Source organism: Salinisphaera sp. C84B14 (genome assembly GCF_040361435.1).
Classification (GTDB): Bacteria; Pseudomonadota; Gammaproteobacteria; order Nevskiales; family Salinisphaeraceae; genus Salinisphaera.
This window is the reverse complement of the sequence record NZ_APNL01000001.1, coordinates 277,310-290,161: the sequence shown is the minus strand read 5'-3', so window position 1 is coordinate 290,161 and position 12,852 is coordinate 277,310. Positions and strand designations below refer to the sequence as shown.

The following is a 12,852-nucleotide window of genomic DNA, read 5'->3' as shown; positions in this document are numbered from 1 at the left end:
TGTACAACCGGTTTCGCGCGATCCCGTGCGGCGTGGGCCGGCGCAGCGCGAAGGTCTGGGCTGGGCGCTATCGCTGCGGCCGAGCAAACAACCGCTTGGGGGCGAGCATGCCGCGTTCATCGATATAGCCCAGGCCGAGGATCTGGCCCTGATCATCACAGATACACAGAGTCTGCGACGCGTCGACAGCAGCGGGACATTCCACCGCACGCCCATGGTTCATGGCCGCCGCACCGGCCTGATCGAGCACCACCTGCGGCCAATCCGCGACCGCTACCGACAGCGGCAGCAGCCATTGGTCGAGCGATTCGCCCGCCGCGGCGTGATCTTCGATATCGGCGAGCGCCGTCATGCCCAGTTCCGTGCCCAAGCGGCCGATCGCCGTGCGATGCAGGCTGCCGACATGGGCCACGCCCTGCCAGGCCGCCGCGATGTCCTCGACCAGCGTTCGGATATACGTGCCGCTGGAGACACGCGTCTCCAAGGTAAAGCTGTGCGCATCGCAATCGATGAGTTCGATTACGTGGACGGTTATATCGCGCGGTTCACGCTCGACCGTCTCGCCGGCCCGTGCGTGCTCGTAGAGCCGTTTTCCGTCCTTCTTGAGAGCGGAGTACATGGGCGGAATCTGCTGCTGCGGGCCGATAAAGCCCGCCAGAATCGATTCCAGCGCATCGCGATCCGGCATGGCGACGTCGCTGCGCGCCACGATGTCGCCCTCGCGATCGCCGGTAGCCGTCTGGGCCCCGTGCAATGCGGTCACGCGATAGGTTTTGTCGGCCGCCAGAAGATAGGAAGACACCTTGGTCGCCTCGCCCAGGCATACGGGCAGAAGGCCACTCGCCAACGGGTCGAGGCTGCCGGTATGACCGGCCTTGCGAGCATCGAAGGCACGACGCACGCGTTGCAGGGCTGCGTTGGAAGAACAACCGACAGGCTTGTCGAGCAGCACGACGCCGTCGATATCCTGCCCGCGCTTACGACGCCCCATGCGCCTCGCTATCGTCGGCGGCGCTGTCGTCGTCGGCCAACGGGTCGCCGTGGCGACGATCTTCGGCCACCGCCGAATTGATGACTTCGCGCATATGCTGGGCATCGCGTTCGGTGGTGTCTTCGATAAATCGCAGTTCGGGCATCAGGCGCAGACGCAGCCGCTTGCCGAGCGACCGCTTGAGAAAACCGCGCGCCGCGTTGAGCCCTTCGATCGCCTTGCTCGACTCTTCCGGCGGCGCCGTGACGTCGAAGCTGCCGACGAACACCTTGGCATACGCCAGATCCGGCGAGACTTCGACCGAGGTGATCGCCACCAGCCGCACGCGCGGATCCTTGACCTCGGTGGTGATCAGGATGCCGAGCTCGCGTTTAAGCTCCTCGGCCACCCGATGCTTGCGAGAAAATTCGCGTGCCATGTCGGCGCCTCTGCGCGGCCGGCCTAGGCCGGCTCTGCCGTCTGCACCGCGCGCTGGACTTCCGTGCGCTCGTAGACCTCGATCTGGTCACCGGGCTTGATGTCGTTGTAGTTCTTGACACCAATACCGCACTCGGTACCGGCCGGCACGCGGTTGACGTCGTCCTTGTGGCGGCGCAGCGATTCGAGCTCGCCTTCGTAGACCACCACGTTGTCGCGCAGCACGCGAATCGGCTGGCCACGCACCACGTTGCCGTCGGCAACCAGGCAGCCCGCGATCGCGCCCAGCTTGGAGGAACGGAACACATCCCGCACTTCCGCCAGGCCGATGATCTCTTCGCGCACTTCCGTGCCCAGCAGGCCGCTGACCGCGTCGGTGACATCCTGGATCGCTTCGTAGATGACGCTGTAATAGCGCACGTCCACGCCCGACTCCTGGATCACCTTGCGCGCCTTGGCATCGGCACGCACGTTGAAGCCGATGATGATCGCCTTCGACGCCAGAGCCAGTTCCACATCGGATTCGCTGATACCGCCCACGCCGCTCGAAATGATGCGGATCTTGACCTCTTCCGAGGGGATCTTGCCCAGCGACTCGACCAGTGCTTCCACACTGCCCTGCACGTCGCCCTTGATGAGCAGGTTGAGATCCTTGGTTTCCGACGGCCCGTTCTCGCCAATGGCGGAGAACACTTCTTCCAGACGCGCCGCCTGTTGCTGGGCCAGCTTGTTCTCGCGTTCGCGCTCGTCGCGCTGCGAGGCAATTTCCTTGGCCCGCTTCTCGTTGGCCACCACGAACGCATCGTCGCCGGCTTCCGGCGTGCCGGACAGCCCCAGCACCTCGACCGGAATAGACGGGCCGGCGGATTTCACCTGCTCGCCCAGCTCGTTGAACATGGCACGAACACGACCGAAATGCGGGCCGGCCAGGATGGCGTCACCACGCTTGAGGGTGCCGGCCTTCACCAGAATGGTGGCGACCGGGCCACGACCCTTCTCGAGGCTGGACTCGATGACCGTGCCACGGGCCGGCACGTCGATCGGCGCCTTGAATTCGGCCACCTCGGCCTGCAGCAGGATGGCGTCGAGCAGATCGTCGATGCCTTCACCGGTATGCGAGGACACCGGTACCACCATGGTATCGCCGCCCCAGTCCTCCGGGATGATGTCTTCAGCCGACAGGCCACTCTTGACCTTATCGATATCGGCCGCCTGTACGTCCATTTTGGTGACCGCGACCACGATCGGCACGCCGGCCGCACGCGCATGCTGGATCGATTCCTTGGTCTGCGGCATCACGCCGTCGTCGGCGGCCACGATCAGAATCGCGATATCGGTAATCTCGGCACCGCGAGCACGCATGCGGGTAAACGCCGCGTGGCCCGGGGTATCGATAAAGGTGATCGCGCCCTTGTCGTGCTTCACGTGATAGGCGCCGATGTGCTGGGTAATGCCGCCGGCTTCACCGGCCTGCACCTTGGTACGACGGATATAGTCGAGCAGCGAGGTCTTGCCGTGGTCGACGTGACCCATGATGGTCACGACCGGCGCGCGGGTGACGCCTTCGACTTCGTTCTCCTCGGCACGCACTTCGTCGATCAGCGTTTCTTCCGCCGTCTCGGACTTGACCGGCTTCGGATTGTGGCCCATCTCCTCGACCAGCAGATACGCCGTATCCTGGTCGACGGTCTGGTTGATGGTGGCCATCACGCCCAGCTTCATCATGCGCTTGAGCAGATCACCGCCCTTGACGGCCATGCGCTGGGCCAGCTCGGACACGGTGATGAGCTCGGGAATTTCGACGTCCCGAACTACCGGGGCGGTCGGACGCTCGAAGCCGTGTTCGGTGGCAACGTTAACCTTGCTGGCACTACGGGTAACCCGCTTCTTCTTGCTCTTGCGCCGCCCTTCCTTGCCTTCGGCGACGTGCAATTCCTTGCGCTTGCCGCGATTCTTCTCGCGGTCGACGTCTTCCTGGGTGCGACCATGGCTTTCCGCGGCGCGGCGCAGATTTTCCTGGGCACGCGAGCGCGCGTCGTCGACCTTGACGGTACGCTTGGCGCGTTCCTTGTCGAGCGCTTCGCGATCGGCCTTTTCCTTGGCCTCCCGCTGGGCATTGATCTCGGCTTCGCGCTTGGCGCGCTCCTCGGCCTGCTGACGCAGCGCCTCTTCCTGCTCGCGCTGGGCCTTGGCCTCGGCCTCGGCGCGCTCCGCTTCTTCGCGGCGCGCCTGTTCCGCGGCTTCCTGTGCGACGCGATCCTGTTCTGCCTTTTCGGCTTCTACGCGCGCCTGCTGTTCGGCGTCCTGAGCTGGCGTCTGTTCCGGCGCCGCTTCAGGCTGCTGTTCTTGCCGATAGGTCCGGCGCTTGCGTACTTCCACGCTGACCGTACGACCCGAGGTCGCGCCACGGCCGGTGTTGACCTTCAACTCCGAGGTCGACCGCCGACGCGACGAGACACCGCTCTTGCGAGTACCGAGTTTTCCACCCGACCGAGACGCGCCGCCGCTTTCACGAAGATGCCGCAGCAACTTGAGCTTGTCGTCGTCGCTGATGCCGTCGCTCTCCGTAGAAGCGGAGACACCGGCTTCGGCCAAGCGCGTGATCAGTCGCTCCACCGGAATACCGACTTCCGATGCCAGCTGTTTGACTGTCGTTTGCGCCATATTCTGCTTACTCCATGGGGCCCGCGCTGGTGCGTTGCCGCGCCGGGCGTCCGTTTGTTCAGGACAATTCTATTCGGCGTCGGCCTGCTCGTCAGCAAACCAGTGCGCCCGCGCAGCCATGATCAGCTTGCCGGCCGTTGCCTCATCCATTTCGACCATCTCGACGAGTTCGTCCGCGCCGAGTTCGGCGAGGTCGTCGCGCGAGAGGATACCGTTTTCGCCCAGGCGGGCGGCAAGTTCCTCGTCTACGCCGTCGACTTCGTAAAGGTCGTCGTCGACCTCGGCCCCGCCTTCCACGCTGGAAATCGCCTTGGACAGCAGGTAATCGCGAGCGCGGTTACGCAGCTCCTCGCCGATATCCTCGTCGAACTCCTCGATCTCGGCCAGCTCTTCGAGGGGCACGTAGGCGATTTCCTCGGTGGTCGTAAAGCCTTCCTGGACCAGGATGACGGCGACCTCGTCGTCGACGTCGAGCTGCTCGCGAAACATCGTCTGCAACGCTTCGCCTTCGGCCTCGCTCTTCGCATCCGCGTCTTCCACGGTCATGACGTTGAGCTTCCAGCCGGTCAGCTCCGAGGCAAGCCTAATGTTCTGACCACCGCGACCGATCGCCTTGGCCAGCACGTCTTCGGCGACCGCCAGATCCATACTGCCCGAGTCTTCGTCGAGCACGATGGATTCGACTTCCGCCGGCGCCATCGCGTTGATGACGAACTGTGCCGGATTCTCGTTCCACATGATGATATCGATACGCTCGCCGGCAAGCTCGTTCGACACGCTTTGTACGCGCGAACCCCGCATGCCGACGCAGGCACCGACCGGGTCGATACGGCGATCCTTGGCCTGGACCGAGATCTTGGCGCGCAGGCCCGGATCGCGCGCGCCGCCGCGCAGTTCAATCAGGCCCTGGCCGATTTCCGGCACTTCCAGCTTGAACAGCTCGAGCAGGAATTCGGGCTTGGTGCGAGAGACGAAAAGCTGGGGGCCGCGCTGCTCGGGGCGCACGTCGTAAAGATAGCCGCGCACGCGATCACCGGGGCGCATCGGCTCGCGCGGGATCATCTGATCGCGCGGGATAATCGCCTCGGCGTTACCACCTAGGTCCAGGATCACGGCGCCGCGCTCCATGCGCTTGACCAGCCCGGTGATCAGCTCGCCCACGCGATGCTTGTATTGATCGACAATCTGGGCCCGCTCGGCCTCGCGCACTTTCTGTACGATGACCTGTTTTGCGGCCTGGGCTGCGATACGCCCGAACTCGACCGACTCCATCGGTTCTTCGATGAACTCGCCGGACTGGATATCGGGATAGTTCTCGCGGGCGGTTTCGAGCGAGATCTCGCGATCCGGCGCTTCGATGAATACCGGCTCGCCGTCTTCGCCCTCGGCGCCCGGCTCGATCACCTGCCAGCGCCGGAACGTTTCGTAGTGACCCGTCTTGCGGTCGACGGCGACCCGCACCGCGATTTCGCCGCCGTGCTTCTTGCGGGTTGCCGAAGAGAGCGCGGCTTCGATCGCCTCGAAGATGATCTCTCGATCGACGCCTTTCTCGTTTGAAACCGCCTCGGCGACCAATAGGACATTCTTGTTCATCGCTGCCACCCGAAATCGTTCGTGTTGCGTTTGACCGGCAAAATCGCTTCGACAAAGCCCCTATTCTTCAAAGACGGGCTCCAGCCGGGCTTTCGCCATATCACCTGTCGCGAGGCTGTATGTCTGGTCGTCACAGCCCAAATCAACCGTGTCGCCGTTGACCGCCAGAATCGTACCGCGCAGCTTTCGCTTGCCGGCGACCGGCGCGAACATGTTGACGCGTGCGCGCTCGCCAAGGAAGCGGCGAAAATGCTCGCCGGTAACGAGCGGCCGATCCAGGCCCGGCGACGATACTTCCAGCTGATACTGGTCACTGCCCTCGTCTTCGACATCCAGCGCCGCGCTCACCTCATGGCTGACTGCCTCGCAGTCTTCCAGTGCGATGCCCTCGGGCGAATCGATATACATACGCAGCACGCGGTTGCGGCCCGCGCCGACCGATTCGAGATGCCAGAGCTCGTAGCCCAGATCGTTGATGATCGGTTCGAGCAGTTCGTGAAGACGTTGCGACATAAAGCGCCAATAAAAAAAGCCCCGCATCGGGGGCTTTTAATCCAACCAAGATGTGGTAGCGGGGGCAGGATTCGAACCTGCGACCTTCGGGTTATGAGCCCGACGAGCTGCCAGACTGCTCCACCCCGCACCCGATGGCGCGAAACTATAATGAATTGGCCTTCATAATGCAAGGCCCTGATTTGTCACTATAGCTTCAAAAAAAATTCACTAGCGAATGCGTAATTCAATACGCCCAAACTAGCGCTGGCTCTCGAATGCACGAAGTACGTCCTGACGGGTAATCATACCGGCGAGACGCCCTTCGAGCATCACCGGCAGCGTCTCCGTCGACGCATCCCGGAGTATCCGAGCGGCGCTAACAATACTATCTTCTGCGTCGATTGTCACGACTTTTTTCGACATCAGTGCTTCGATAGTCCCCGCAGCGTCGCCATGGTAGCCCGCCTCGAGCGCGATACCGAGCAAATCCTTTTCCGACAGCAACCCCACGATGTTGCCAAGCCGGTCGGTGACCGGCGCGCCCGAGACGCCTTTTTCAAGCAGCAGATGCACCGCGCGCAGTGCGTCGGTGTCGGGACGGAAGGTCACCAGGACCTCGCGCATGTAGTCCTTGACGACTAGCGATGGCGCAGACATCAGTGCGACTGCGCCTTGTCGGTCGTCGGGCAGTTGCCGCCCTTGCTGCAGGCACAATCACCGCCACCGACGCCGCCGCAGCTGCCCTTGATTTCGCGACCGGTCACCATGACCCCGACCGCCATGCCGGCGACGACCAGCGCCATTACAGCGAAGGCCACGAGGGTGAGTATCAGCAACTGTGTCATTTCGACTCCTCGATATAGGGTTCGAACGCCTTAGAATAGGTTTCAGTATACGCCGGTGCGTCGCCGCTCACGAATAACGCGGCCAGATCGTGTTCATTCGCATACCGAAGCCCGGCCTCTTTGCCCATCACCAGCAAGGCGGTCGCCATCGCGTCGGCGCGCGTGGCATCTTTCGCGATTACGGTGACGGCACGCACATCGTGGGCAACCGGGCGCCCCGTGCGCGGGTCAATCGTATGCGAAAACCGTCGACCGTCGATTTCGAAATAGTCGCGGTAATCGCCCGAGGTGGTCATGCCTGCATCGGCCAGACCAACCACGCGCTCGATTTCCCGCGCACCGGCCTTGGGCTTCTCCACGCCGATACGCCAGGGCGAGCGCCCGGTCTTGTTGCCTTTCGCATACAGCTCCCCGCCCAGCTCGGCGAGATAGCGCTTCGCGCCCAGCTCATCGAGACGTTTGGCCATGAGGTCGACCGTATAGCCCTGCGCCAGCCCGGCAAGGTCGAGGGTCACACCGGCGCCGCGCTTTCTCAGCGCGGGCGGCTCGTCCCGTACTTCGACAAGCCCGAGCCCGGTGTGCTCACGAGCGGCTGCCAGTTCGTCGGCGGTCGGCAGGCGGGTGGGCTCGGTCGCGCCCGCACCAAAACCCCATACCTTCAGGATAGGCGCCAGGGTGACATCGAAGGCACCATTGGTGTCGCGTCCAAGCGCAAGCGCGCGCCGGGTCAGTTGCGCGAACTCCGGCGATACCGGCACCCATTCGCCCTGGGGCGCGGCGTTGAAGCGCGCGATTTCGGAGTCGTCGCGCCAAGTCGACATCTGCGCGTCGATCTTTTCGATCAACTCGTCCATGGCCGCCTTAACGCGGGCCCTATCGAGCTCGGCGGGCGGCTGCATGATCGTAACGCTGTAGGTTGTCCCCTGGGCGGGACCACTCACGGCAATCGGTTCGCGCTCTTCGCCGCTGCAAGCTGCAAGAAGAGTCAGCGCGAAAGTTAGCGTCAGCGCCAGCGCCCACGGGCGCGATCGCCCGCGCCGTACCGGCGCGCCTGTTTCGGAATGAACGATGTTGGCTTGCATATCTTTTCCTTCACGCCCGCGTTCATCTGGATACGCGGAGCAGCTCGCGGGACAACTCTACATTCAGCCAACAAAAACCCCGCGCGGCCAGGCCATACGCGGGGTCGTTGACGGGCGACGGTCGCGAAGCGTTAGCCCCCGAAGTCGTCCAGCATGATGTTTTCCGGCTCGACGCCCAGATCCTCGAGCATGCTGATCACCGACGCATTCATGATGGGCGGGCCGCACAGATAATACTCACAGTCTTCCGGCGCGGGATGATCCTTGAGATAGCGCTCGTAGAGAACGTTATGAATGAACCCGGTCTCCCCGGTCCATTCGTCTTCGTCCTTGGCGTCGGACAAGGCGACGGTCCAGGTGAAGTTGTCGTTTTCTTCGGCCAGCGTGTCGAAGTCGTTCACATAGAACATTTCGCGTTTTGAACGCGCGCCGTACCAGAACGACATCTTGCGGTTGGTCTTGAGACGCCCAAGCTGGTCGAAGATGTGGGAACGCATCGGCGCCATTCCGGCGCCACCGCCCACGAACACCATTTCCGCGTCGGTATCTTTGGCGAAAAATTCGCCGAACGGCCCGGAAATGAGCACTTCGTCCCCCGGCTTGAGGCCGAAGATGTAGGAACTCATTTCCCCCGGCTTGACGTCCGGGTTGCGCGGCGGCGGCGTGGCGATCCGGACGTTGAGCATGATGATGCCCTCTTCTTCCGGATAGTTTGCCATCGAATAGGCACGCGTCACGGTCTCGTCGACCTTCGATACATAACGCCAGAGGTTATGGGTATCCCAGTCCTCATGAAAGCGCTCGTCGATCACGAAGTCCTTGTACGCCACTTCGTGCGGCGGACAGGTAATCTGGATATAGCCGCCGGCTCTAAAATTGACGTGCTCGCCCTTGGGTAGTTCGAGCACGAGTTCCTTGATGAAGGTGGCGACGTTATCGTTCGAGCGGACCTTGCACTTCCACTGCTTGACGCCGAAGACTTCCTCCGGAACCTTGATCTTCATGTCCTGCTTAACGGTCACCTGACAGGACAGCCGATCACCCTCGCGCGCTTCGCGCTTGTTGATATGGCTTTCCTCGGTGGGCAGGATTGCGCCGCCGCCTTCGAGCACCTTCACCCGGCACTGCGCACAGGTACCGCCGCCGCCGCAGGCAGACGATACGTAAAGCTTGGAGTCGGCCAGCGCGCCCAGCAGCTTCGTGCCCACGGCGGCCTTGATGGTCTTCTCGCCGTTGATCTCGATATTGACGTTGCCGCTGGCGACCAGCCGCGACTTGGCCAGCAGGATCACCGCCACCAGGAACAACACGACGCCGGTAAACACCCCGACGCCAAGACTGATTTGCGCTACTTCACCCATGAGTTCTCACGTTCTCCGAAGTCGCGTGTCTAGAGCTGAATACCGGAAAAGGCCATGAAGCCCAGCGACATCAAGCCCACCGTAATGAAAGTAATGCCAAGCCCCTGGAGCCCGTCCGGGACGTCCGAGTACTTGAGCTTTTCGCGCACGCCGGCCAGCGCGGCGATGGCCAGCGCCCAGCCAATGCCGCTGCCCAGGCCATAGGTCAGACTCTCGCCAAAACCGTAGTCGCGCTCGACCATGAACAGCGAACCGCCCATGATCGCGCAGTTCACCGTGATCAGCGGCAGAAAGATGCCCAGCGCAGCGTAGAGCGCCGGCACGAACCGGTCGAGAAACATCTCGAGAATCTGGACCATGGCCGCTATCACGCCGATATAGCTGATCAGACCCAGAAAGCTCAGGTCGGTGTTCGGCAGCCCGGCCCAGGCCAGTGCGCCCTCTTTGAGCAGATGCTGATAGATCAGGTTGTTGACCGGCACGGTCAGACCCTGCACCACGATGACCGCAACGCCGAGCCCGATTGCCGTCGAAATCTTCTTCGACAGGGCCAGAAAGGTACACATACCGAGAAAGAAGGCGAGCGCCAGGTTCTCGATAAAGACCGATTTGATCAGAATGCTGAGATAGTTTTCCACGTCGAATGCCTCGTCGGTCTGCCGCTAGACGACTTCGGTGCGATGCACCTGGTGGATCTGATAGTCCGCTTCTTCGTTCTGCTCGGGCTTCCAGCTGCGCAGCCCCCAGATCAGAAACCCGATAATGAAGAACGCGCTCGGCGGCAGCAGCATGATGCCCAACGGCACATACCAGCCGCCCGCGCTGGCCAGCGGAAGAATCTGATAGCCCAGCAGGGAGCCGGCGCCGAACAGCTCGCGGATCACGCCTACCAGGAGCAGGATCAGGCTGTAGCCGAGCCCGTTGCCCAGACCGTCGAGAAACGCCAGACCCGGCGGCTCCTTCATGGCAAAGGCTTCAGCGCGCCCCATGACGATGCAGTTGGTGATGATCAGACCCACGAACACCGACATCGACTTGGCCAGATCGTAGGCGAAGGCCTTGAGCAGCTGATCCACCACGATCACCAGCGAAGCGATGATGGTCATCTGCACGATGATGCGAATGCTCGACGGGATATGGTTGCGGATCAGGCTGATCGAAAAATTCGAACAGGCGGTAACCGCAGTCAGCGCGGCGCACATCAGCAACGCGGTCGCGACCTGGTTGGTCACGGCAAGCGCGCTACAAATACCCAGAATCTGCAGGGCGATCGGATTGTTGTTGACCAGCGGTTCGGTCAACACCTTCATAGCCTGACTCTGTGCCATGTCTATCCCTCCGCCGACAGCTTGCCGCTGCGAATCTTGTCGAGAAAGGGCTCGAACCCGTTCTCGCCCAACCAGTAGTGAATCGTATTCGACACGCCGCGGCTGGTCAGCGTCGCGCCGGACAGGCCGTCAACCTTGTACTGCGCGTTCGGCGTACCCTGGCCGACACTGCCCTTGATTACGCTCAACTCCACGTCGCCGCTGTCATCGTAGACCTTCTTGCCGTCCCATTTGGCACGCCAGCGCGGATTTTCCACTTCGGCACCGAGACCGGGCGTTTCGCCCTGCTCGTAGTACTTGATGCCCTGGACCGTGTTCGCGTCGGGCGCGAGCGCCAGAAAGCCGTACATCGTCGACCACAGGCCATAGCCATGAATCGGCAGCACGATGGTCTTGAGCTTGCCCTGGTCATCCTTGACCAGATACACCTCGGCATACTTCGAGCGCTGCTTGATATCGGCGATATCCTGCGAGCGCGGGATCTTGATGCTGGTGTCAGGGTCCGATGCCGCGCGCCGCTGGTCGAAGTTGCCCGACTCCATGTCCGGCACGTATTCGCCGGTGGACAAGTCGACTACGCGGGCTTCGATGCGGTCGCGAAAGACTTCGTTCACGTCGACATCGGCACCGCTGGGCAGCCCCGCGACCTCGAGGATGTTACTGCGGCGGTCAGCCTTGGCGTTGACCGTCTGCATGGGCTTGAGGAAGGTCGCCGCCGACGCCACCAGCACCGAGCAAACCAGGCACACGGCAAGCGCGACCACCACCACGTAGCCGACGCCGTCACGAGAAAATCCGACAATACCAACCATGATCTACTCCGCGGCCACCGTATCGACCGACTTGCCGCGCCGGCTGCCGTTGGCGCTGGCCAGACGCTTCTGGCGCCGCCGCACGTTGGCCTGCACCACAAAATAGTCGATTAGCGGTGCAAAGATGTTCGCAAACAGAATCGCCAGCATGATGCCTTCCGGGAAGGCCGGATTGACCACCCGCACCAGACCGGTCATCACGCCGATTAGCGCGCCGTAGATCAGGCGTCCGGTGTTGGTCATCGAGGCGCTGACCGGATCCGTTGCCATGAACACGGCACCGAAGGCAAAACCGCCAATCACCAGATGCCAGTACCACGGCATGGCGAACATCTGGTTGGTATCGCTGCCGATGAGGTTGAACAGCAAAGTGATACCGACCAGGCCGCCCACGCAGCCGGCCATGATCCGCCAGGACGCCACCCGGGTGTAGAGCAAAAATGCTGCGCCCAGAAGAATCGCCAGCGTGGAGGTCGACCCCAGCGAGCCCTGGATATCGCCGGCGAATGCATCCCACCAGGTAATCTGACTGGTGATCGCGTTCATGCCATCACTCGCACCCAGGCCCAGCGGCGTGGCCGCCGACCAGCCGTCGACGGCGGTCCAGACGCTATCGCCGGACATATAGGCAGGAAAGGCGAAGAACAGGAACGCACGGCCGGTGAGCGCCGGATTGAGGAAGTTCTTGCCGGTACCGCCAAACACTTCCTTACCCACGACAATGCCGAAGGTAATACCCAGCGCGGCCTGCCAGAGCGGGATCGCCGGCGGCAGCGTCAGCGTGTAGAGAATGGACGTGGCAAAGAAGCCTTCGTTGATTTCGTGATTGCGAACTGCGGCAAACAGCGCCTCCCAGATGCCGCCCACCACGAACGTCACGAAATAGACCGGCGCGAAATACCAGAACCCGAAGACGAAGTTGTCCCAGAAACTATCGGGGCTGTGGCCGACACCGAACCAGGCCAGGGGTATCTGGCGCCAGTTATCGACGCTGTCGAGGCCCATCTGCGACATGGCCATATTGGCCTGAAAGCCGGTATTCCAGCAGGCCATGAAAATACAGGGGAAGGTCGCCAGCCACACGTAGATCATTACGCGCTTGAGGTCGATCCCGTCGCGGACGTGGGGCGCGTTTCGGGTCGTGTCCGCCGGTGAATAAAAGAACGTATCCACCATTTCATAGAGCGCATAGAAACGCTCGAACCGTCCGCCCTTGGCGAACAGCGGGTGCAAGCGATCCAGCCCTTCTCTCAAACCCGCCATG

Annotated in this window: 13 protein-coding genes and 1 tRNA gene; all 14 read right to left on the bottom strand. The window is 62.3% G+C overall.

Features of this window, described 5'->3' with window-relative positions; translation table 11 throughout:
• Positions 1 to 67 precede the first annotated feature (67 nt).
• The 14 genes from truB to C84B14_RS01260 all read right to left on the bottom strand — a co-directional run bounded on the left by truB (position 68) and on the right by C84B14_RS01260 (position 12,851).
• On the bottom strand, positions 68 to 991 hold the full coding sequence (gene truB / locus C84B14_RS01325) for a tRNA pseudouridine(55) synthase TruB (protein ID WP_353221522.1): 924 nt from the start codon (positions 989 to 991) through the stop codon (positions 68 to 70).
• Positions 978 to 1,409 (bottom strand): 30S ribosome-binding factor RbfA, encoded by a 432-nt coding sequence (gene rbfA, locus C84B14_RS01320; protein ID WP_353221521.1) that lies wholly within the window; start codon positions 1,407 to 1,409, stop codon positions 978 to 980. Before rbfA ends, truB begins: the two co-directional genes overlap by 14 nt.
• Positions 1,410 to 1,432: 23 nt before the next feature.
• Entirely contained in the window at positions 1,433 to 4,072 is a 2,640-nt protein-coding gene (infB, locus tag C84B14_RS01315) for a translation initiation factor IF-2 (protein WP_348766576.1), read from the bottom strand.
• A 69-nt stretch (positions 4,073 to 4,141) separates the two neighbouring features.
• Positions 4,142 to 5,665, bottom strand: coding sequence for a transcription termination factor NusA (gene nusA, locus C84B14_RS01310; protein WP_353221520.1), 1,524 nt, complete (start codon positions 5,663 to 5,665; stop codon positions 4,142 to 4,144).
• Positions 5,666 to 5,725: 60 nt separating this feature from the next.
• Positions 5,726 to 6,178 carry a ribosome maturation factor RimP gene (gene rimP, locus C84B14_RS01305; protein ID WP_353221519.1) on the bottom strand — a complete coding sequence of 151 codons (453 nt, stop codon included), beginning with the start codon at positions 6,176 to 6,178 and terminating at the stop codon, positions 5,726 to 5,728.
• A gap of 53 nt (positions 6,179 to 6,231) precedes the next feature.
• Positions 6,232 to 6,308: transfer RNA gene (locus tag C84B14_RS01300), tRNA-Met, on the bottom strand.
• A gap of 110 nt (positions 6,309 to 6,418) precedes the next feature.
• Complete coding sequence (locus C84B14_RS01295) at positions 6,419 to 6,817, bottom strand: CBS domain-containing protein (protein WP_348766579.1); 399 nt, start codon at positions 6,815 to 6,817, stop codon at positions 6,419 to 6,421.
• Complete coding sequence (locus C84B14_RS01290; protein WP_348766580.1) at positions 6,817 to 7,005, bottom strand: DUF539 domain-containing protein; 189 nt, start codon at positions 7,003 to 7,005, stop codon at positions 6,817 to 6,819. Before C84B14_RS01290 ends, C84B14_RS01295 begins: the two co-directional genes overlap by 1 nt.
• Positions 7,002 to 8,087, bottom strand: a complete 1,086-nt coding sequence (locus C84B14_RS01285; protein WP_353221518.1) for an FAD:protein FMN transferase — start codon at positions 8,085 to 8,087, stop codon at positions 7,002 to 7,004. The genes C84B14_RS01290 and C84B14_RS01285 overlap by 4 nt, the downstream gene beginning before the upstream one ends.
• Before the next feature lie 131 nt (positions 8,088 to 8,218).
• Positions 8,219 to 9,448 carry an NADH:ubiquinone reductase (Na(+)-transporting) subunit F gene (nqrF, locus tag C84B14_RS01280; protein WP_348766582.1) on the bottom strand — a complete coding sequence of 410 codons (1,230 nt, stop codon included), beginning with the start codon at positions 9,446 to 9,448 and terminating at the stop codon, positions 8,219 to 8,221.
• 29 nt (positions 9,449 to 9,477) lie between these two features.
• Positions 9,478 to 10,086 carry an NADH:ubiquinone reductase (Na(+)-transporting) subunit E gene (nqrE, locus tag C84B14_RS01275; protein WP_293627248.1) on the bottom strand — a complete coding sequence of 203 codons (609 nt, stop codon included), beginning with the start codon at positions 10,084 to 10,086 and terminating at the stop codon, positions 9,478 to 9,480.
• A 24-nt stretch (positions 10,087 to 10,110) separates the two neighbouring features.
• Positions 10,111 to 10,776, bottom strand: a complete 666-nt coding sequence (locus tag C84B14_RS01270) for an NADH:ubiquinone reductase (Na(+)-transporting) subunit D (protein WP_293627246.1) — start codon at positions 10,774 to 10,776, stop codon at positions 10,111 to 10,113.
• Between the two features lie 2 nt (positions 10,777 to 10,778).
• The gene (locus tag C84B14_RS01265; protein WP_353221517.1) at positions 10,779 to 11,588 is read right to left on the bottom strand and encodes a Na(+)-translocating NADH-quinone reductase subunit C; all 810 of its coding nucleotides are present in this window, start codon (positions 11,586 to 11,588) and stop codon (positions 10,779 to 10,781) included.
• 3 nt (positions 11,589 to 11,591) lie between these two features.
• Positions 11,592 to 12,851 carry an NADH:ubiquinone reductase (Na(+)-transporting) subunit B gene (locus tag C84B14_RS01260; RefSeq protein WP_353221516.1) on the bottom strand — a complete coding sequence of 420 codons (1,260 nt, stop codon included), beginning with the start codon at positions 12,849 to 12,851 and terminating at the stop codon, positions 11,592 to 11,594.
• Between the last annotated feature and the right edge of the window lies 1 nt (position 12,852).

Bases quoted from the DNA above. Each gene is read 5' to 3' on its own strand.
- truB (WP_353221522.1), bottom strand. From the start codon at position 991: ATGGGGCGTCGTAAGCGCGGGCAGGATATCGACGGCGTCGTGCTGCTC.
- rbfA (WP_353221521.1), bottom strand. From the start codon at position 1,409: ATGGCACGCGAATTTTCTCGCAAGCATCGGGTGGCCGAGGAGCTTAAA.
- infB (WP_348766576.1), bottom strand. From the start codon at position 4,072: ATGGCGCAAACGACAGTCAAACAGCTGGCATCGGAAGTCGGTATTCCG.
- nusA (WP_353221520.1), bottom strand. From the start codon at position 5,665: ATGAACAAGAATGTCCTATTGGTCGCCGAGGCGGTTTCAAACGAGAAA.
- rimP (WP_353221519.1), bottom strand. From the start codon at position 6,178: ATGTCGCAACGTCTTCACGAACTGCTCGAACCGATCATCAACGATCTG.
- C84B14_RS01295 (WP_348766579.1), bottom strand. From the start codon at position 6,817: ATGTCTGCGCCATCGCTAGTCGTCAAGGACTACATGCGCGAGGTCCTG.
- C84B14_RS01290 (WP_348766580.1), bottom strand. From the start codon at position 7,005: ATGACACAGTTGCTGATACTCACCCTCGTGGCCTTCGCTGTAATGGCG.
- C84B14_RS01285 (WP_353221518.1), bottom strand. From the start codon at position 8,087: ATGCAAGCCAACATCGTTCATTCCGAAACAGGCGCGCCGGTACGGCGC.
- nqrF (WP_348766582.1), bottom strand. From the start codon at position 9,448: ATGGGTGAAGTAGCGCAAATCAGTCTTGGCGTCGGGGTGTTTACCGGC.
- C84B14_RS01270 (WP_293627246.1), bottom strand. From the start codon at position 10,776: ATGGCACAGAGTCAGGCTATGAAGGTGTTGACCGAACCGCTGGTCAAC.
- C84B14_RS01265 (WP_353221517.1), bottom strand. From the start codon at position 11,588: ATGGTTGGTATTGTCGGATTTTCTCGTGACGGCGTCGGCTACGTGGTG.
- C84B14_RS01260 (WP_353221516.1), bottom strand. From the start codon at position 12,851: ATGGCGGGTTTGAGAGAAGGGCTGGATCGCTTGCACCCGCTGTTCGCC.